15 protein-coding genes and 2 tRNA genes are annotated in these 19,868 nt (G+C 50.5%); 8 read left to right on the plus strand and 9 right to left on the minus strand.

Features of this window, described 5'->3' with window-relative positions; genetic code table 11:
- The first annotated feature begins 25 nt into the window (after nt 1-25).
- From EII41_RS01650 to EII41_RS01660, 3 genes are all read left to right on the plus strand, one after another.
- The gene (locus EII41_RS01650) at nt 26-1,585 is read left to right on the plus strand and encodes an L-lactate permease (RefSeq protein ID WP_124789170.1); all 1,560 of its coding nucleotides are present in this window, start codon (nt 26-28) and stop codon (nt 1,583-1,585) included.
- A gap of 250 nt (nt 1,586-1,835) precedes the next feature.
- Nucleotides 1,836-3,743: a biotin/lipoyl-containing protein gene (locus tag EII41_RS01655; protein ID WP_124789171.1), complete on the plus strand. Its 1,908-nt coding sequence runs from the start codon at nt 1,836-1,838 to the stop codon at nt 3,741-3,743.
- Between the two features lie 599 nt (nt 3,744-4,342).
- Nucleotides 4,343-4,825, plus strand: a complete 483-nt coding sequence (locus tag EII41_RS01660; RefSeq protein WP_124750957.1) for a hypothetical protein — start codon at nt 4,343-4,345, stop codon at nt 4,823-4,825.
- Nucleotides 4,826-5,146: 321 nt separating this feature from the next.
- Here the strand turns inward: EII41_RS01660 and EII41_RS01665 are convergent, their stop codons facing one another.
- Nucleotides 5,147-6,349, minus strand: a complete 1,203-nt coding sequence (locus EII41_RS01665) for an exo-beta-N-acetylmuramidase NamZ domain-containing protein (protein ID WP_411292570.1) — start codon at nt 6,347-6,349, stop codon at nt 5,147-5,149.
- A gap of 105 nt (nt 6,350-6,454) precedes the next feature.
- On the opposite strand from EII41_RS01665, the gene EII41_RS01670 reads away from it, so the two are divergent.
- Complete coding sequence (locus tag EII41_RS01670) at nt 6,455-6,997, plus strand: HD domain-containing protein (protein WP_124750959.1); 543 nt, start codon at nt 6,455-6,457, stop codon at nt 6,995-6,997.
- Nucleotides 6,998-7,070: 73 nt separating this feature from the next.
- Nucleotides 7,071-9,815: a putative LPS assembly protein LptD gene (locus EII41_RS01675; protein ID WP_260425432.1), complete on the plus strand. Its 2,745-nt coding sequence runs from the start codon at nt 7,071-7,073 to the stop codon at nt 9,813-9,815.
- 1 nt (nt 9,816) lies between these two features.
- On the opposite strand, the gene ung is transcribed toward EII41_RS01675, so the two are convergent.
- Nucleotides 9,817-10,479 (minus strand): uracil-DNA glycosylase, encoded by a 663-nt coding sequence (gene ung, locus EII41_RS01680; protein ID WP_124750961.1) that lies wholly within the window; start codon nt 10,477-10,479, stop codon nt 9,817-9,819.
- Nucleotides 10,480-10,617: 138 nt separating this feature from the next.
- Here ung and EII41_RS01685 point away from each other — a divergent pair.
- A tRNA-Arg gene (locus tag EII41_RS01685) sits at nt 10,618-10,691 on the plus strand.
- 239 nt (nt 10,692-10,930) lie between these two features.
- Here EII41_RS01685 and EII41_RS01690 read toward each other — a convergent pair.
- The 5 genes from EII41_RS01690 to rfbC are packed head-to-tail and all read right to left on the minus strand — an operon-like array spanning nt 10,931 to nt 15,003.
- Nucleotides 10,931-11,461 (minus strand): GNAT family N-acetyltransferase, encoded by a 531-nt coding sequence (locus EII41_RS01690; protein WP_124751978.1) that lies wholly within the window; start codon nt 11,459-11,461, stop codon nt 10,931-10,933.
- A 19-nt stretch (nt 11,462-11,480) separates the two neighbouring features.
- On the minus strand, nt 11,481-12,650 hold the full coding sequence (locus tag EII41_RS01695; protein ID WP_124789173.1) for a glycosyltransferase family 2 protein: 1,170 nt from the start codon (nt 12,648-12,650) through the stop codon (nt 11,481-11,483).
- Between the two features lie 4 nt (nt 12,651-12,654).
- Nucleotides 12,655-13,278 (minus strand): recombination mediator RecR, encoded by a 624-nt coding sequence (gene recR / locus EII41_RS01700; protein ID WP_124751980.1) that lies wholly within the window; start codon nt 13,276-13,278, stop codon nt 12,655-12,657.
- 4 nt (nt 13,279-13,282) lie between these two features.
- Nucleotides 13,283-14,431 (minus strand): dTDP-glucose 4,6-dehydratase, encoded by a 1,149-nt coding sequence (gene rfbB / locus EII41_RS01705; protein WP_124789174.1) that lies wholly within the window; start codon nt 14,429-14,431, stop codon nt 13,283-13,285.
- Nucleotides 14,431-15,003: a dTDP-4-dehydrorhamnose 3,5-epimerase gene (rfbC, locus tag EII41_RS01710; RefSeq protein ID WP_124789175.1), complete on the minus strand. Its 573-nt coding sequence runs from the start codon at nt 15,001-15,003 to the stop codon at nt 14,431-14,433. The genes rfbB and rfbC overlap by 1 nt, the downstream gene beginning before the upstream one ends.
- Nucleotides 15,004-15,126: 123 nt before the next feature.
- Between rfbC and EII41_RS01715 the strand changes: the two genes are divergently transcribed.
- Nucleotides 15,127-15,197 (plus strand) — tRNA-Cys (locus EII41_RS01715).
- A gap of 151 nt (nt 15,198-15,348) precedes the next feature.
- Complete coding sequence (locus EII41_RS01720) at nt 15,349-16,968, plus strand: ABC-F family ATP-binding cassette domain-containing protein (protein WP_124789176.1); 1,620 nt, start codon at nt 15,349-15,351, stop codon at nt 16,966-16,968.
- On the opposite strand, the gene pncB is transcribed toward EII41_RS01720, so the two are convergent.
- The gene (gene pncB / locus EII41_RS01725) at nt 16,965-18,179 is read right to left on the minus strand and encodes a nicotinate phosphoribosyltransferase (protein WP_124789177.1); all 1,215 of its coding nucleotides are present in this window, start codon (nt 18,177-18,179) and stop codon (nt 16,965-16,967) included. The genes EII41_RS01720 and pncB overlap by 4 nt on opposite strands.
- Nucleotides 18,180-18,308: 129 nt before the next feature.
- Complete coding sequence (rny, locus tag EII41_RS01730) at nt 18,309-19,838, minus strand: ribonuclease Y (protein ID WP_124752002.1); 1,530 nt, start codon at nt 19,836-19,838, stop codon at nt 18,309-18,311.
- Nucleotides 19,839-19,868: the final 30 nt, after the last annotated feature.

Raw genomic sequence — 19,868 nt, forward strand, 5'->3', positions numbered from 1 at the left:
ATAAACTCAATTAAATAAATATGTCATGAACATTTTATTATCTGTTTTCCCGATTCTGCTCTTGTTCGTACTGATGCTCGGCGTGAAGATGGCCGGACACAAGAGCGCATTCCTTACCCTTGTCGCCACCTTGCTGATTGCATGGCTGGCCGCTCCCGCGCTCGGATTCGCTCCGGAAAATTATACTCAGGGCGGGGTGTTGTGGGCTTTTGTAGAAGGCATTCTGAAAGCGACTTTCCCGATCTTGATCATCATCCTGATGGCGATTTACAGCTACAACACGCTGCTCGAAAGCGGAGAGATCGAGGTCATCAAAAAACAGTTCACCTCACTCACGAACGATCGCGGAATCATCGTACTTCTGCTCGTATGGGGCTTCGGAGGGCTTTTGGAAGGAATGGCCGGATTCGGAACAGCCGTTGCAATCCCCGCTGCCATCCTGATCGGTCTGGGATTCAAACCGGGATTCAGCGCATTGGTATCGCTGATTGCCAACAGTGTGCCGACGGGGTTCGGCGCCGTAGGTGTGCCGGTGATTACGTTGGCCAACGAAGTGGCTCCTTCGGGCAGTGCTACGCCGGAAGCTATTTGCGACATTGCCTCGAAAGTGGTTATACAATTATCGCCTTTGATGATTCTTATTCCGTTCGTGATCCTCACGCTCACCGACAGTTCGCCCAAGAAGATTCTCAAACACATCCTGCTTTCCGTATGGGTGGGCGGTATTTCGCTGGTAGTGCAATATATCTGCGCACGATATTTAGGCGCTGAGACGCCGGCCATCCTCGGAAGTGTGGCAGCTATTTTAGCGATTGTCATTTATGCGCGCCTTTTTTCCGGAGGAGAAAAAGCAGCCGAATCTTTGGTCGACGAGAAGCCTATTACCTTGTCGAGGGCTTTACGGGCATGGAGCGTTTACGGTTTCATTCTGTTCTTTATTGTCATCAGCGGACCTTTGGTGAAGCCGATCAATGAGTTTCTCCGTACACACCTTGTAAGTCATGTACATCTGCCCATCTATGCCGAAGGTAAATATTTTTCGTTCGGATGGATATCGAACGCAGGATTGATGCTTTTCCTCGGTACGTTTATCGGGGGAATGATACAAGGGGTTTCGGTAAAGAAATTGTTTGTCGTGTTAGCGCGCACCGTAAAAAACTTGAATAAGACGGTAATTACGATTATGAGCCTCGTTTCCATCGCATCGGTGATGAACTATGCGGGCATGATCGGAGTAATTGCTTCGGCGCTTGTCTCCGCTACGGGCGCTTACTATCCACTGTTCGTTCCGTTGATTGGAGCCATCGGTACGTTTGTTACGGGTAGCGACACATCGTCCAACATTCTGTTCGGCAAATTGCAAGCGAACGTAGCCTCTCAACTGTCGTATCCCGATCCCAACTGGTTAGTCAGCGCCAATACGGCAGGAGCAACAGGTGGAAAGATTATTTCGCCGCAAAGTATTGCTATCGCAACGGCTTCGTGCAATATGCCGGGACGCGACGGTGAAATCCTCCGCAGCGCACTTCCGTATGCCATCGGCTATATTATTCTGGCCGGACTGATGGTTTATTTTGCCTGCTGAACAAAAGAATTTCTCTTATTAAAGAAATTTTTCTCTAATTAGACCGTATATGTTCGAAAAAAAGTATTTACTTTGCAGCAGTATGATATGTAATATTTAATAGACTGAATAAAAAAGATTTAATAAACAATAAAAAAGAATTGGTTTTCGTTGCTTTTCATTCGAGAATGCAGCGAAAACCAATCAAATAATAAGATAAAAGAGCAAACCAATTATAAAAACGAATCTCATTCAAAAAAACCGATTAATCATGAAGCAGAAACTTTTAATCAGAGACTTAACATTAAGAGACGGACAACAGTCGGCTTTTGCAACACGCATGAATCAGTCGCAGGTCGACAGAGTATTGCCTTACTACAAAGATGCCAACTTCTACGCCATGGAAGTATGGGGAGGAGCCGTGCCCGACTCTGTCATGCGATATTTGGGCGAGAACCCGTGGGAAAGACTTGAAAAAATCAAAGCTTCTGTTGGTAACGCCTCGAAGCTGACGGCCTTGTCGCGGGGACGTAACCTTTACGGCTATGCACCCTATCCCGACGAAATCATCGACGGATTCTTCCGCAACGCGGTTGCTTCCGGGTTGGACGTGATGCGTATCTTCGACGCACTGAACGACGTGGACAATGTAAAGTCGAGTGTTAAATCCATTAAAAAATATGGCGGCATGGCCGATTGCGCCGTTTGCTATACCGTAGACCCCAAGTATGACGATGAGCCGAAGGCCGAAGCAAAAAAAGGAGGCTTCTTCAGCGGTCTGTTCGGGAAGAAAGAGGAGGAAGCTCCGAAGCGTGAGTTGGTGTTCACCGATACATACTTTGTGAACAAAGCGAAAGAGATGCTCGCCCTCGGCGCCGATATGATTACGATCAAGGATATGAGCGGTCTGATCCCGCCTTCGCGCGTAGCTACGCTGATCCCGCTGTTCAAACAGCACCTGAACGTTCCGATCGATTTCCATACGCACTGTACACCCGGATTTGGCTTAGGCGCGGTTCTGACGGCGATCTATCACGGAGTCGATATTGTGGATACGAATATCTGGAATTTTGCAGGTGGACCGGCTGCTCCCGCTATCGAGTTGATCTACATCTTCTGTAAGAAACTCGACGTCGAACTCGATGTAAACATGGAAGCCGTGGCAAAGATCAATCAGGAATTGCTGGGTATCCGCAAGGAACTCGATGCGTTCGATGCCGTAAAACAATTCCCGAAACCGTTCAACCCGCTGACCGATACGCTTCCGGCAGAAATCGACCGTGAGTTCGACAAAGCCATCGAAGCTGTGCGTCGCAACGACGAGCCGGCCTTGCTGGCAGCTTGTCATGCCATCGAGGCTTACTTCAACTTCCCGAAACCAAATAATTTGGTGAAGGATGCCGAAATCCCCGGCGGAATGTATACGAACATGGTGGCACAGCTCAAACAGTTCAACTCGCTCGACCTGCTCGAAGATGCGATGAAGCTGATTCCGAGCGTACGCCTCGACGCGGGTCTGCCGCCGCTCGTTACCCCCACCAGCCAGATCGTGGGCGCACAAGCCGTCGTATCGGCCTTGAACATCAAGAACGGTCGGCCGAAATATGCCAACCCGTCCAACCAGTTCATTGCGCTGGTGAAAGGCGAATACGGAAAAACGCCCGTTCCGGTCGATCCCGCATTCCGCGAACAAATCACCGGCTCTCCGGTAGAAACGCCGTACGATACGTCGAACTATAAACGTCAGGACAATCCCGTTCTCGAAGAATTCGGAGGTGTGCAATTGGCCAAAGACGAAAAAGACAGTCTGTTGATGGAACTGTTCCCGGCCGTAGCCAGCGGATTCCTCCGCAAAAAACGTGAAGAAGAATTCAATGCTCAGGCCAAACAGGCTGCTCCTGCCGAAGAAGCGAAGTGCGAGACCAAGCAAGAAGCGGCCGCTCCTGCAGCCGAAAAAACGGTCAAAGGCCACATCATGGAATGCCCGATGCCGGGAAGCATCATGCGAATCATGGTCAAAGAAGGAGACGTGGTGAAAAAGAACGACAGTCTGCTTGTCCTCGAATCGATGAAGATGGAGAACGATATCACTTCGGACTATAACGGAACGGTACTTCGTATCTACGTCAAAGCGGGTGACGCCATACAGGCCGGCGCCCCCATGATCGAAATCGGATAATAGAAGCAAACGTCTGCATATTATTTATCGATTCAATGCAAAAAGCGGGAGAGCCAATGAAATGGCTTATCCCGCTTTTTTTTCAAAAACGTTGCAGTCTGCCCCTTGGAAGAGGGGAAAGAGGAAACGGGAAGAATACAAGCCTGTTTGAAAATCACTGAAATCTTTTTCTCAAACAGCTTCCGTATCAGTCGGATTATCTTTTTCTTTGAGAAGGCTCTGCCGAAACGATGAACGAACTTTCGACTCGGCAGAAGAAAGGGCTAAATTGGATACTATAAGGTTATTATCGAGGAAAATGCAAACAAACTTTCACTCCACACAAAAAAATATTCAAAAACAGTTGTTTTTCGCTTTTTTATTCCTTATATTTGGCTGCATCATCGGTCCATAAACTCTTATACTGGTTACACAATGAAACGCGTTACGATCAAATACATTCCACTCAAATGGCCCCAGCCCGCCTTTGCCGGCCGGCGTATCGGGTCGGCAAAGGCTTACGGCAAACATCTCTGAACGATTCTGAGAAAACAACCGTCGGCGATACGCAACCCTAACAGAAGAAATATCGAATTGGTTAAATTAAAATCCAGATAATCATGTCACAAGAAAGTAAAATTTCGATCTCGATCGACGATGCACGGCTCAAATCCGTGCGTGAAAAATTAAGACTGATTCGTGAAGAATTGTCCGATGTGCTGATCATCAACCTGACGAACGAAGAAAGAAAAAACATGCTGAAAATGGGCGATAAAACGCTGGCTTTTGTAGGCAAGGCAATCGAATTTGCCGAACAGAATCCTTCACTCACCCCGGCCTATATGGACTTGTTCGAAGCCAAAAAGGATTACGAACTGGCCCGCAAGCTCAACGAGTTGCTGAAAGACGTAACCACGTTGCAACGCGGACTGGAAGACACGATGATGGTGGCCGGTAGCGAATCGTACGATGCAGCGCTGATTTTCTACGGCTCGGTCAAGGGAGCCAGCCGCACGAATGTATCCGGAGCACAAGCCGTTTACGACGAACTGCGCGAACGCTTTCCCGGTCGGCCGAAAAAATCGTCGGCCGAAAAGTCATAAAGAATCGTTTAATCGTTGACCGATGTTCCGGGGAAGCAGCCTTTTGCCGTTTCCCCGGATTGTTTTTATCCGCGAAGCACCCAAATCGAACCTCTGAAGAACAAATTGGTACTTCCGAAGGGCAAATTAGTACCTCCGAAGTACAAATTAGTACCTCCGAAGTAGAAATTAGTACTTCCGAAGTACAAATTAGTACCTCCGAAGTAGAAATTAGTACTTCCGAAGTACAAATTAGTACCTCCGAAGAGCAAATTAGTACCTCCGAAGTAGAAATTAGTACCTCCGAAGAGCAACGTCAGTCTGAAATATTCGTTTTAGCTTTCACTCCCCTTTCGGATAGTCCGGGTAGAGGAGGTATTTGGCGCGGGTCTGTTTGTATTCGTCGAGATCGGATTGCCATGTGGCACGGATTTCGGCTTCGGGTACTCCGGCAAGGATTTGTTTGCGCAGCGCATCCGTTCCGGCCAGCAGGTCGAACCAGCGCGGCCGGTTGAAAAACATCTTTTCGTTTCGGCCGGTACGCGTAAAGAAGTCGATCACGAACTGGAGCGAAAGCCCTCCTTCGAACGGGTAATAACGCAGGTCGTCGCCGTAGCAGGTTTTGTCTTTATAAAGCGGTGCCGTATCCATGCCCGGAATAGCCGTGGGGACGAAGGTGAACGAGCCGGTCTGCGGCAGCGTATATCCGACGATCTGGAACGGGAAATGCGTTCCCCGCCCGACACTCATGCACGTCCCTTCGAAGAAACAGAGCGAAGGATAGAGGCGAATAGCCTGATCGTTCGGGAGATTCGGAGAAGGTCGGACGGTCGGCTGGTAAGCGTCGCCATGTTGCCAGTTCAACATCTTGATAACAGTCAGTTTGCAGGTTGCGGCCGCGGGCAGCCACCCTTCGCCGTTAATCATTTGCGCCAGTTCGCCGACGGTCAGTCCGTGCAAAACAGGGATGGGATGGACACCGACAAACGACTCGAATCCCGGCCGGCGAACCGGACCGTCCACATAGTCGTTCGGGTTCGGACGGTCTAACACCATCAACTCCTTACCATGTTCCGCGCAAGCCTCCATCAGGTAGTGCATCGTACTGATGTAGGTAAAGAAACGCGCGCCCACGTCTTGAATGTCGAAGACAACGACATCGACGTCGGCCAGTTGTTCGGCGCTCGGTTTTTTGTTTTTTCCGTAAACCGAAACGATGGGAACCCCTGTTTTCGGATCGCGACTGTCGTGAACGGTCGCACCGGCATCGGCCGTCCCGCGAAAGCCGTGCTCGGGAGCAAACACCTTCTTGATGTCGATCCGGCGCGCGAGCAACGTATCCAATAAATGCGTATGGTCGGTTTCGAGGATCGAAGTATGATTCACAGCCAGCGCTACCCGTTTATCTTTCAGCCGGACGCTAATGCTATCCATCCGTTCGTTACCCAATACGACACGCTTGTTCCGCTGTTGCGCGAAAACAGTCCCTGTTGCTGAAAACCAAAGCATCAGGAGCAGAAATAATGACAGTATGTTTCGTTTCATTGCAAGTAATATGTTTCTTTTTCGAGGCGTAAAAGTAGTTGAAAAAGGGGAGAAATCCGACAATTTATGCGTATTTTTGCCTGCGATTATTCTTTGACGAAGTATATGAATCCATTGGAAATTATTCAGACCTATTACCTTCCGGAGTCGCGGGCCTACGAGATTCTGATCACCCACAGCCGCAGTGTGGCCGATAAGGCCGTAGCCATCGCCGAGACACATCCGGAAATGCAACTGGACATTCCTTTCATCCGCGAAGCCGCCCTGCTGCACGACCTCGGCATCTTCCTCTGCCATGCGCCGGAAATCGACTGTCATGGCCAAGCGCCCTATATCTGCCACGGTTATCTGGGTGCCGACCTGCTGCGAAAAGAAGGCTATCCGCGTCACGCGCTGGTCTGCGAGCGTCATACGGGTACGGGACTGTCGGCCGAACTGATCCGGCAACGCAACCTGCCGGTTCCTCCCCGCGAGATGCGCCCCCAGTCGCTCGAAGAACAACTGATCTGTTTTGCCGATAAATTTTTCAGTAAAACGAAGCTCGACCGTGAGAAACCGATCGAGAAAATCCGCAAAGGACTGGCCGCATACGGAGACGATGACGTGGCGCGTTTCGACGGCTGGTGTAAACTCTTTTTAGGAAAATAAGGGCCACATCCTCGTTAAATTGTGCTATTTTTGCGCCCGAATACATACGGGACGAAGCATGTTTCTAAAGCAAATGATAGGATGGATCGCCTGCGTATGCGCTCTTTGCACAAACGGACGGGTGCAGGCGCAGGAGTCTGTGACAGCCGTCGGGTCGTTAAACGATTCGATAGCCGTTCCCCTACCGGACAGCTTGTTACACATCACGTCCGACACCACGTTACGAATCGACACGGTCGCCGTCGATACCACCGCCCGTAAAAAAAGCATGCTCGAAGCGCCCGTCACGTATCAGGCGAGCGACTCCATCGTCCTGACCGGCACAAACATGGCCTTCCTCTACGGAGAGAGCAACGTTAAATACCAAAACATCGAATTGCAGGCCGAGCGAATCGAGATGAGCATGGACAGCAGCATCGTCTACGCCACGTTCGCCCTCGACTCTGTCGGTGCGGAATACGGCTATCCGCTCTTCGTCGAAGGAGAACAGCAGATCGAGGCAAAGAATATGCGTTACAATTTCAGGTCGCGCAAAGCGTATGCCAACGAAGTGCTGACTCAACAGGGCGAAGGCTTCCTGACGGCCGGCGTGACGAAAAAGATGCCCGACGACGCGATGAATATGATCAACGGGCGCTACACGACATGCGACGAGCATGACCATCCGCACTTCTACATCAAAATGACGAAAGCCAAAGTCCGGCCCGGGAAAGACATCGTCACCGGCCCGGCTTATTTGGTGATCGAAGATGTGCCGCTCTTCCCCATCGGGCTGCCGTTCGCGTTCTTCCCGTTTTCGAGCACGTACTCGTCGGGGATCATCATGCCTACGTATGGCGACGAAATGGCGCGCGGCTTCAACCTCCGTAACGGCGGATATTATTTTGCCATCAGCGATTACGTTGATCTGGCGCTTACGGGCGAGATTTACACGAAAGGGTCGTGGGGCTTGGCCGCCCGCTCGTCGTACCGGAAACGGTATAAATATTCGGGCGCCTTCGATGCGTCCTATCTGGTTACAAAAACGGGCGACAAAGGGTTGCCGGATTACAGCGTCTCGAAAGATTTCAGAATCGCGTGGACGCATTCGCAGGATATGAAGGCCAATCCTTACCGTACTTTCTCGGCCAGTGTCAATTTCGCGACCAGCAGCTACAGTCGCAATCAGCTCAATATGCTCTACACGCCGGATGCGACGAACAACAACAAAGGTTCGAGTATCAGTATCTCGCAACGTTTCCCCAACAGTCCGATCAATATCTCGGCCACGATGAACATCAATCAGCGCTCGCAAGACTCGTCGCTGAGCGTGACCCTGCCCGATATGAACATCTCGATGAGCAGTATTTATCCGCTCAAACGCAAACATATCGTCGGAAAAGAACGCTGGTACGAAAAAATCTCCATCTCCTACTCCGGTTATTTCAGAAATACGATCCATACGAAAGAGAATGAGTTTTTCAGAAAGAACCTCATCAAAGACTGGAAGCACGGCATGCAGCATTCGATCCCGATCAGCGCGACGTACAACTTCGGTTTCCTCAACATATCGCCCTCCGTGAATTATACGGAACGGTGGCTGACGGACAAAGTCTATCACGCCTACGATACGGTACGTAACACACTCATGCCCGTCGATACGGTCTACGGCTTCTATCGGGTCTATAACTACAATGCAGCCATCTCAGCCTCCACAACCTTGTACGGCTTCTTCAAGCCGTGGGCAATTTTCGGAGACAAGGTCAAGATGATCCGTCACCGCATGGAGCCATCCGTTTCGTTCAGCATGTCGCCCGACTTCGGCAGCCGCAAATACGGATACTACGAAGATTATTCGTACGTGAATCGTCGGGGAGAGACCGTGACCGGTGTCTACTCGCCGTTCAAAGACGCGATGTTCGGCCCGCCGGGAAGAGGCAAGCAGGGAGCGCTCAATTTTGCGGTCGAAAATAATGTGGAGATGAAGATACGCTCGGACGCCGACTCGACGGGAGAGCGAAAAATCAGTCTGATTGAAAAACTGAATCTTAACATCAGCTACAATCTGGCGGCCGATTCGTTCAAATGGAGCGACCTGAATGTGGGGCTAAACCTGCGGCTGAGTAAAAGTTACTCCTTGATACTAAGTGGTGTTTTCGACGTCTATACGTATGGTTACGACGCGAAAAACCAACGGGCTTATCCCGTCAACAAAACGCGCTGGCAGGCGGGAAAAGGCTTTCCGAGACTGCGGTCGACAGGCACGAGTATTTCCTATACCTTTAATAACGACACGTTCAAGAAATGGTTCGGCGGGAAAGGAAGCCGGAAAGACGAAGACGCGTCGACAAACGAAGAAGGTAACGAGACTACTCCCGACGGCAAACAGGACGAACCCGGCCAGACCAAGGGAGGCCGTCTGCGGAAAGCGAAAAAAACAAACGCAGGCGAATACGACGAAGACGGTTACTACAACGCAACGGTACCGTGGAATTTCTCGTTCAATTATAACATGGGGTTAGGCTACGGCAACTTTAATCCTCAGAAGATGGAATATAATTACCGGCTGACTCACACGCTAAGTTTCAACGGCAGCATTCAGCCGACGAAGAATTGGCGCATCAGCATGCACGGCTCTTTCGATATTGAACACCGGAAACTCCACAGCCTCACTTGCAGCATTTCGCGCGACCTGCATTGCTTCCAGATGTCGGCCAACGTAATCCCCATCGGGCCCTATAAATCGTATTCGTTTTCGATTGCCGTCAATTCGTCGCTGCTCAAAGACCTGAAATATAATCAAAGCAATACGAACCGCGACCGGCAAAGCTGGTATTGATCTACCAGTCGACAGGCTCCTGCCCCGAAGCGATCAAATAGTCGTTCGCACGGCTGAAATGTCGATTCCCGAAGAATCCGCGATGAGCCGACAAGGGCGATGGGTGCGGCGATTTCAACACTAAATTGGCCGACGCATCGATCCGTTCGCCTTTTTTCTGCGCGTACGATCCCCACAGCATATAAACGATGTGTTTGCGTTCGGCATTCAACTGACGGATGACGGCATCGGTAAACGTCTCCCACCCCTTGCCCTGATGCGATCCGGCGGCATGAGCGCGCACCGTCAGCGTGGCGTTGAGCAGCAACACCCCCTGATCGGCCCAGCGGGTCAGGTCACCGCTTCGAGGCATCGGTTTACCGAGATCGTTCGCGATCTCCTTGAAAATATTCACGAGCGACGGCGGGAAAGGCGTCCCGTCCTGTACCGAGAAACACAGTCCGTGGGCCTGCCCCGGCTCATGATACGGGTCTTGCCCGATCAGTACGACTTTCACCCGCTCGAACGGGCAATGCGCAAACGCATTGAAGATATGCCCTCCGGCGGGATAGACCTTTGTGCGCTGATATTCTTCGCGCACAAAATTCGTCAGCGTTTTGAAATACTCCTTCTCAAATTCGTCGGACAACCGCTCCTTCCAGCTCTGTTCTATTTTTACATCCATAACTTCTTGGGCATTGACGATGCGATAGTTCACGATCCGCATCCAGCATACGGCAGACAAAGGTAATGGAATAATCCGAAAAATTGTAGGCCGATGGTTGTCATCTGTCAATTATTTTTATATCTTTGCGGCGTTTTTGGCCCCGTAGCTTAGTTGAATAGAGCGTCAGATTCCGGTTCTGAAGGTCGTGCGTTTGAGTCGCACCGGGGTCACTTCCCTATTTTTCCCGATTTCTTTTCCCCATTTGATGACAGCAGTGACCTTTTTGGTAACACGAGTAACCTTTTTGGTAACACGAATAACCTTTTTGGTAACACGAGTGACCTTTTTGGTGACATGAGTGACCTTTTTGGTAACACGAGTAACCTTTTAGGTAACACGAGTGACCTTTTTGGTGACAGCACTAAGAAAAACTATTGCAAATCTCGTTTCAATAAAACGATTTCAGGATTCATGCTTTTTTGTTCAGCAGGGTCATAAAATACGCGTCGGCGAAGCCATGATTCGTATGCAGCCAGTCCTTTAAAATGCCGCACGAGGTGAATCCGCTGTCCAGAAACAAGTTTCGGCTGGGCTCGTTCGATACGGGTACAAAGACATAGAGCTGGTGTATGTTCAGCAACCCGAAAGCATAAGTCGTCAGCAGCGACAGGGCCTCCTTCCCGATGCCTTTCCGCTGATGCGCCGGATCGACCAGAATACCTACTCCGGCACGCCGATGACGAGGGTCGAAATCGAAGAGATCGACCGTTCCGACCGTCTCGCCCGAAGCTTTCAGTACCATCATCAGCCGCAGCTGCTTCTGTGCATATATATCGGCGTCGGCATGCTCCAAATAGGCTTTCAACACGTAGCGCGAATACGGTACAAGCGTGCTGCCAAACTCCCACAGAGACGTATCATTCTCCCACGCGTAAAGCAGATCAAGATCTTCCGGTTCCAACGCCCGCAGGCGCATCATGTCATTCTCCAGCCATTTCATCGCTTACGCCTCCGTTTTTTTATCTGCCCGGCGAAATCAACTGTCCGCTGTCGGGATAATACATATGATACACACACGATTTATCGGTGTTTCTGTCCATAAAAAGCAACATCTGGTCGAACGTCATGTCCGGATAGCAAAAGACCATATCCGTATATTCGTTCATCCGCACCCGACGCGAGAGCGCATCTATCGCCCGGCGCTCATCCAAATCCCACTGACGGAAAATGACAGCCTCCGGCAGCTGCTCAGCCACCCGGTCTTTGGCCGTCTTGAGCGCCTCCGCACGGCAGAAAATCAACACACTGCGACGCTTCGGCTTCGGCGTTTTCGGCTTCTTCCACCCGAACAGGCGCGCGATTCCTTTCCTTAGACCAACCGAAGCACCAATCAGCCCCGACATCCATCGCCCCGATTGCGGATAATGCTTCCGATAGAAAATAAGCATCGCATCGTAAAAAGCATTCAGGTACTTTTTGTCGGCATAGGCCGTGCTTTCGCCTTTGTAATGCAAGATACGCTCGGGAATATAATAATTTTTGTAACCGCCGAGTACGATCCGATACGACAGATCAATGTCTTCACCGTACATAAAAAACGACTCGTCGAACAGTCCGACCCGATCGAGCGCCTCATGGCGCAGCAACATGAACGCCCCCGACAGCACTTCGACCTCATGCTGCTTGTCGGGACTGAGATACGGCAAACTGTAAGCCGCATACCGTCGGGAACGCGGAAAAAGTTTTGAAAGACCGAACAACTTGCAGAACGCCACCCACGGCGACGGAAAGCTGCGCTTACTCTCGGGCAGAAAAGCCCCTCGACCATCGATCATCTTCACCCCGATCGCCCCTGCGTCGGAACATCCGTCCATAAAATAACACAACGTGCGCAGGCTGTCGCCTACGATCGTATCGGGGTTGAGCAGCAATACATATTCGCCCCGGCAAATACGAAGCGCCTGATTATTCGCGCGGGCAAAACCGGGATTATCCGTATTTTCGATAAACCGCACATCGGGGAAACGAGGACGCAGGTATTCGATCGAACCGTCGGTCGAAGCATTGTCTACGACCCATATCTCGGCATCGAAACCGTTCGTCGCCGCCTGCACCGAACGCAGGCATTGCTCAAGCAAATACTTTACATTATAATTTACGATGACGACAGACAGCTTCGTTTCGTACATGACGTTATAATTTGATCGATTCGTTAAAATCCACCCGGTTCAGGATCGAACGTCCCAACGTCACCTCGTCGGCGTATTCAATCTCGTCTCCCACCGAAATGCCGCGGGCGATGACCGTCACTTTCACCGGATAAGCGGACAGTTTACGGTAGATAAAAAAGTTCGTCGTATCGCCTTCCATCGTGGTGCTGAGGGCAAACATGACTTCTTTCACCTCGCCCGAAGCCACACGCTCCACCAAACTGTCGATTTCGAGATCGGCCGGCCCGATCCCGTCGATCGGCGAGATGATTCCGCCCAACACATGATAAAGACCGTGAAACTGCGACGTGTTCTCTATCGTCATCACGTCTTTGACATTCTCCACCACGCACACCGTCGAACGGTCGCGCAACGGATCGGCGCAGATCGCGCAGTACTCCGAATCGCAGATATTATGACACACCTTGCAGTACTTCACGTTACGGCGTAAAGCGAGCAGCGCCGTCGAAAAACGCTCCGTATAGTCCGGCTCCCGACGCAGCATATACAAGGCCAGCCGCAGAGCCGTCTTCCGCCCGATTCCCGGCAGCGTAGCCAACTCATTGACGGCATTTTCCAATAAAGCCGAAGGATATTGCTGATTCATCACGTTATTTCAGCTCCCGTCCGGCATACATCTGCTCGTAATACCTCACATAATCGCCTTGGGTGATTTCTTCGATCCAGTCCTGATGCTCCAGATTCCAGCGCACGGTCTTCACGATACCGGCATCGAAACTCGTCTCGGGGCTCCAGCCCAACTCGCGGGTGATTTTCGACGGATCGATCGCATAACGCTGATCGTGTCCGAGACGATCTTTGACGAACGTAATCAAGTCGTCGTTGATCCAGTCGACCGACCATTGTCCGTCGGGGCCCATCTCTTTTTTCTTGAGCGCCTCACGATATTCGGGATGCTCGGTCATCTGTTCATGAACCGTCCGAATAATCGTCCGCACAATGTCGATGTTTTTCCGCTCGTTATGTCCGCCGACATTGTACACCTCTCCCGCGCGACCACGATGTATCACCGCATCAATCGCCTTGCAATGGTCGGTGACGTAAAGCCAGTCGCGCACGTTCGATCCGTCGCCGTAGACAGGCAGTTTCTTTCCTTCCAGAATATTCTTGATGATGAGCGGAATCAGTTTTTCGGGGAAATGATACGGCCCGTAATTGTTCGAACAGCGTGTGATGCTGACAGGCATCTTATATGTGTCGTGATAAGCCGTGACGAAATGATCGGCGCTTGTTTTCGAGGCACTGTACGGGCTGCGTGGCGAAAGCGGCGTTTCTTCGGTGAAATACCCTGTTTCACCGAGGCTGCCGTAAACCTCGTCGGTCGAAACCTGATGGAAGCGTACGCCGGGCATCCACACGGGATAGCCGGACTCGTCTTTGCCCGTCACCCACGCTTTCCGCGCGGCATCGAGCAGGTTCTGCGTCCCGAGAATATTTGTCACGAGAAACAGTTGCGGATCTTCGATGCTTCGGTCCACATGGCTCTCGGCCGCGAAATTGACGACGTAGCGTATCGGATATTTCTCGAACAATCCTTCAACTAAGGCGCGGTCGCCGATATCGCCTTTCACAAAATGGCAGCGACGGCCGTCGATATCGTCCTTGATCGTTCCCAAATTGCCCGCGTAGGTCAGCCAGTCGAGGACGATAATCTGCGCCTCGGGATACGTGGCGAGCATATATTTCACAAAGTTTGCTCCGATAAAACCGGCACCTCCGGTCACTAAATACGTTTCCATCAATCGTTATGTTTTAATTCTTCAAAATTTATTTCGGCCTCTTTCAGGAAAGGCAATAAGCGGTCTTTCTCCGAGGTAACGACCGGATCGCTCTCTGCCGCGCCCCACGCAATGCCGATCTGCGGATCATCGTATCGTACCCCTCGCTCATGGCTCGGCATGTATGGGTTATCTACCTTATACGTAAATACGGCGGTCTCGCTTTTTACATAAAAGCCATGTGCAAATCCCTGTGGAATATATAACTGACGCTTATTCTCGGCCGACAATTCCACAGCTACATGTCGCCCGAACGTCGGAGAGCCGCGACGAAGATCGACCGCCACATCGACGACCGTACCCACGATCACGCGCACCAGCTTGGCCTGCGCGTAAGGCGCCAGCTGATAATGCAGTCCGCGCAGCACCCCCCGCGACGAGCGAGATTCGTTCTCCTGTATAAAATTTACTTTGCCGATATATCGTTCGAATTCCTGTTGTTTGTAGGCTTCCATGAAGTATCCTCGTGCGTCGGTAAATACCTGAGGTTCTATCATCCACACGCCGGGAATATCCGTTTCTATGAAATTCATCTCTTCTTTTCTCGATTTTTTTTCGAAAAACAAAGATACGGACTTTTCCGGCAATCGGGCAAAAGAAATTTCAAAAGATTTTTGTATATCCGAAAAATGCCGTATCTTTGCACCGTGAAATTTGGTTCCTTGGCCGAGTGGTTAGGCACCGGTCTGCAAAACCGTTTACGGCAGTTCGATTCTGCCAGGAACCTCACCAACGTCACATCGTGATGATGACAGTAAAAAAATTGCCCGCCGGAGCATCGCTTCAAGGCGGGCAATTTTTTATAACAGGCCATGCGGCTCCTTTGCCGTTCCGGTCGGTTTTTACTATCTTCGCACTCTCAAAAAAAAGAAGCAATTATGATTACAATTAGCGGTTTGGACATCCAGTTCGGGAAACGAACGCTGTTTCAGGATGTCAATCTCAAGTTTTTGCCGGGCAATTGTTACGGCATCATCGGAGCGAACGGCGCCGGCAAATCGACCTTTCTGCGTGCCATCAGCGGCGACCTCGACCCTACACGCGGAACTATTTCACTCGGGCCGGGCGAACGACTGTCCGTCCTTGCGCAGGATCACTTCGCGTTCGATGAGTACACCGTGCTCGACACCGTACTGACGGGACATACCACGCTCTGGGCCATCATGAGCGAAAAGAACGCGATTTACGCCAAAGAAGATTTTTCGGACGAAGACGGTCTCCGCGCCTCGGAGCTGGAAGAAAAGTTCGCCGAGATGGAAGGCTGGAATGCCGAAAGCGATGCGGCGGCGTTGCTTAGTGGACTGGGGATCGAAGAATCGCTCCACACTAAGATGATGAAAGATCTGAGCGGTAAACAAAAGGTACGTGTCCTGCTGGCGCGCGCCCTGTTCGGCAAGCCCGACAACCTGCTGCTCGACGAGCCGACGAACGACCTCGACCTCGAAACAGTGGCATGGCTTGAAAACTACCTCTCCAACTTCGAACATACGGTGCTCGTTGTCAGCCACGACCGCCACTTCCTCGATTCCGTCTGCACCCATACGGTCGATATCGATTTCGGTAAACTCAAACTTTTTGCCGGTAATTACAGTTTCTGGTACGAATCGAGCCAGCTTGCTCTGCGTCAGCAGCAGCAACAGAACAAGAAGGCGGAGGAAAAGAAGAAAGAGCTGGAAGAGTTTATTCGCCGTTTCAGTGCGAACGTAGCGAAATCGAAACAGACCACAAGCCGCAAGAAGATGCTTGAGAAGCTGAATATCGAAGAGATTCAACCCTCATCGCGGCGTTATCCGGGTATCATTTTCACTCCCTCGCGCGAGCCGGGCAACCAGATTCTCGAAGTCAGCGGCCTGACGAAAACACTCGACGGTAAGGTGCTGTTCAAAGATTTGAATTTTAATGTCGAAAAAGACGATAAAGTCGTTTTCATCAGTCGTGACCCGCGCGCCATGACGGCTCTGTTCCAAATCATCAATGGCGAAGAAGAACCCGACGCGGGTACATTCAAATGGGGACAGACCATCACGACGGCTTACCTGCCGCTCGACAATGCGAAATATTTCAATTCAGATTACAATCTGCTCGAATGGCTCGGACAGTTTGCCAAAGATACGAACGAAGTTTTTCTGAAAGGCTTTTTGGGACGTATGCTTTTCTCGGGCGAAGAACTGATGAAGAAAGTGAGTGTGCTTTCGGGAGGTGAGAAGATGCGCTGTATGATCTCGCGTATGATGCTCAAAGATGCCAATACGCTCATTCTCGATACGCCGACGAACCACCTTGATCTCGAGTCGATTCAGGCATTTAATAATACGCTGATCAACTTCAAGGGCAATGTGCTTTTCGCCAGTCACGACCACGAATTTATTCAGACTGTGGCTAACCGCGTTATCGAACTTACGCCCAATGGAAACATCGACAAGATGATCGAGTACGACGATTACATCTCCGATCCGAAGATTGCCGAGATGCGTGCGAAGTTATATGAGGGGAGCTAAACAGCCCCCTCATTCATATGAAGAGCAGCCATAAACCGTTCGATTACTTCCGGACGCCCCGTGTATTTTCCTTTGTCTTCGCTGATCTTACACGTTTCGTTGTAAAAATCCCACGATTCGGTGATCTTAACCGCGACCAGCTTGATGACAATATTCATCGGCTTTATACCGGGGAAATCGTTCGTGAAATGCGTGCCGATGCCAAATGACGGCTGACATTTATCTGCCGCATAGCGATGGATGGCTATGGCCCGATCTACATCAAGAGCATTGCTGAATGTCACTTGTTTAGTGCGCGAATCAATGCCGAGAGACTGATATTTCTCGACAATCTTATCGAGCTGTTCAAAATTATCACCGCTATCGACACGAAGGCCTTTGAAGAGATTCGCAAAATCTTCCGAGAAATTGAGACTGAAGATGTCCCACCCGAAGCTGTCATACAGATAAGTCCCCAAGGCGCCTCTAAACGTATGTCTCCAAGCTTCCATCGCCATAAAATTTGCCATCTGCGGGCCATACATTCCTCCGATAGCGCAAACGAATTCATGTGCCATCGTACCGACAGGTAAAAGATCGTATTTCATCGCAAGATATACATTGCTCGTACCGACAAATTTACCGGGGTAACGATGCGCCTGCCGGCAATCTTTCATCGCCCGAACAACGACATCTTCAGCCTCGAACGAAGCCCGCCTTCTCGTTCCGAAATCACTGTAAACGCACCCTGCCGACAAGAGCTTCTCGGCCTTCGCATAACTTTTCGCATAATACGCTTCGTAATCGAGCGTCTCAGCCTGTCCGGTAAATAAATAATACAATTCGGAGATGATAGCGAGAAGTTTAACCTCGAGCAAAATCGTATCCGACCAATACCCTTCGATCTCGATATGCAGATGCCCTTCGTCATCCTGCCATGCTTTCACCCACTCGCGGTTGAAACGGAATCCCCGAAGATAACGGTAGAACCAGTCCGGGATGTAGTAGCATTTACGTTTCATAAACGCCACTTCCTCGTCTGTAATCACTACGCTCTCCAACAAGGCGATCTGACGGTTCACTTCGTCGGCAAAGCCTTCGGGGTAGACAGTTTGATTCCGGTCGACAAATACATATTTGACCTGTGCCCTCGGATAATTATCGATTACAGCACAGCACATCGTCATTTTGTAGAGATCGTCATCTGTAAAGTGATTGATTATTTGTTTCATCCTGTTGGTTGAATATATAAATTAATCGTGTTTTGCAAGAAGGAATCAAATTCAAAAAAAGCACCTCCGAAGGCCGTAAAAACGTCCCTTCGGAGGTATCAATTACCTTTTTAAAAAGAACCCGTATGTTTATTTTGCGTAGCTGACGGCACGCGTTTCGCGAATCACGGTAATCTTCACCTGACCGGGATACGTCATCTCGTCTTGAATCTTCTTGGCGATCTCGGTCGACAGGCTTTCGGTATCTTTATCCGTAATCTTATCAGCACCGACAATCACCCGCAACTCACGACCAGCCTGAATAGCGTATGTTTTCACTACTCCCGGATACGAAAGGGCCAGCTGCTCCAGATCGTTGAGACGTTTGATGTATGCTTCCACAATCTCGCGACGTGCGCCCGGACGCGCTCCCGAAATAGCGTCACACACCTGCACGATCGGTGCCAGCAAAGTCTGCATCTCCATCTCGTCGTGATGGGCACCTACCGCGTTGCAGATATCCGGTTTTTCCTTAAACTTTTCACACAACTTCGCACCGTAGAGAGCGTGCGGCAATTCCGGCTCATCATCAGGTACTTTTCCTATATCATGTAACAATCCGGCACGACGCGCTTTCTTCGGATTCAGTCCCAGTTCGGCCGCCATGACGGCACACAAGTTCGCTGTCTCGCGCGCATGTTGCAGCAGGTTCTGTCCGTACGACGAACGATACTTCATCTTTCCAATCATCCGTATCAGTTCAGGATGCAAGCCGTGAATACCAAGGTCGATCGCTGTTCGCTTTCCGGTTTCCACCACTTCTTCTTCTACTTGTTTGCGCACCTTGTTCACAACCTCTTCAATACGTGCCGGATGAATACGTCCGTCCTGTACCAACTGATGCAAAGCCAGACGAGCCACTTCACGACGCACCGGATCAAAGCCGGAAAGCACGATGGCCTCCGGAGTATCGTCTACGATGATTTCAATGCCGGTAGCCGCTTCGAGGGCACGGATGTTACGGCCTTCGCGTCCAATGATTCGTCCTTTGATTTCGTCCGAGTCGATGTGGAAGACCGTCACCGAGTTTTCAATCGCCGTTTCGGTCGCTACGCGCTGTATCGTACGGATAACGATTTTCTTGGCCTCCATATTGGCCGTCATCTTGGCTTCTTCCATGATCTCGTTCACATATGAGGCCGCATCTGTTTTGGCCACGTCTTTGAGCGATTCGATCAGGCGTTCTTTGGCCTCATCGGCCGAAAGGCCGGAGATCGTTTCCAGATGGGCAATTTCCTGCTGGTGCAGTTTCTCCATGTCCTGCTTTCTCTTTTCAATGATTTGCAGCTGGTTGTTCAAGTTTTCCTTGACGATATCGACTTCCGACATCTTCCGCTGCAATTCCTCCTGACGCTGGGTGAGCGCCATTTCGCGCTGTTTCAGTTTCGACTCCCCCGATTGTATTTTGGCATTGCGTGCCGTGACCTGTTTCTCCAGATCTGTTTTCAATTGCAGGAATTTCTCTTTTACTTCCAGCATTTTATTTTTCTTCATGACCTCCGCTTCCTTCTCCATCTCTTGGAGGAGCGCTGTGCGGCGGGATTTCGCAAGGAATGTCATTACGACCCAGGCCAACATCCCTCCCACGAAAAAAGCAATCATCATCAACATCCAGCTCATTCTATCCACTGTTAAATTGTTATAAAAAAA

Origin of the sequence: Tannerella forsythia, from assembly GCF_003860135.1 — a bacterium.
In the GTDB taxonomy this organism is placed as follows: domain Bacteria; phylum Bacteroidota; class Bacteroidia; order Bacteroidales; family Tannerellaceae; genus Tannerella; species Tannerella forsythia_A.

Bases quoted from the DNA above. Each gene is read 5' to 3' on its own strand.
- EII41_RS01695 (WP_124789173.1), bottom strand. From the start codon at position 12,650: ATGTACGAAACGAAGCTGTCTGTCGTCATCGTAAATTATAATGTAAAG.
- EII41_RS01665 (WP_411292570.1), bottom strand. From the start codon at position 6,349: ATGAAACGAAACATACTGTCATTATTTCTGCTCCTGATGCTTTGGTTT.
- rny (WP_124752002.1), bottom strand. From the start codon at position 19,838: ATGAGCTGGATGTTGATGATGATTGCTTTTTTCGTGGGAGGGATGTTG.
- EII41_RS01690 (WP_124751978.1), bottom strand. From the start codon at position 11,461: ATGAAATGGCTGGAGAATGACATGATGCGCCTGCGGGCGTTGGAACCG.
- recR (WP_124751980.1), bottom strand. From the start codon at position 13,278: ATGAATCAGCAATATCCTTCGGCTTTATTGGAAAATGCCGTCAATGAG.
- rfbB (WP_124789174.1), bottom strand. From the start codon at position 14,431: ATGGAAACGTATTTAGTGACCGGAGGTGCCGGTTTTATCGGAGCAAAC.
- EII41_RS01675 (WP_260425432.1), top strand. From the start codon at position 7,071: ATGATAGGATGGATCGCCTGCGTATGCGCTCTTTGCACAAACGGACGG.
- rfbC (WP_124789175.1), bottom strand. From the start codon at position 15,003: ATGAATTTCATAGAAACGGATATTCCCGGCGTGTGGATGATAGAACCT.
- EII41_RS01670 (WP_124750959.1), top strand. From the start codon at position 6,455: ATGAATCCATTGGAAATTATTCAGACCTATTACCTTCCGGAGTCGCGG.
- EII41_RS01655 (WP_124789171.1), top strand. From the start codon at position 1,836: ATGAAGCAGAAACTTTTAATCAGAGACTTAACATTAAGAGACGGACAA.
- EII41_RS01660 (WP_124750957.1), top strand. From the start codon at position 4,343: ATGTCACAAGAAAGTAAAATTTCGATCTCGATCGACGATGCACGGCTC.
- pncB (WP_124789177.1), bottom strand. From the start codon at position 18,179: ATGAAACAAATAATCAATCACTTTACAGATGACGATCTCTACAAAATG.
- ung (WP_124750961.1), bottom strand. From the start codon at position 10,479: ATGGATGTAAAAATAGAACAGAGCTGGAAGGAGCGGTTGTCCGACGAA.
- EII41_RS01650 (WP_124789170.1), top strand. From the start codon at position 26: ATGAACATTTTATTATCTGTTTTCCCGATTCTGCTCTTGTTCGTACTG.
- EII41_RS01720 (WP_124789176.1), top strand. From the start codon at position 15,349: ATGATTACAATTAGCGGTTTGGACATCCAGTTCGGGAAACGAACGCTG.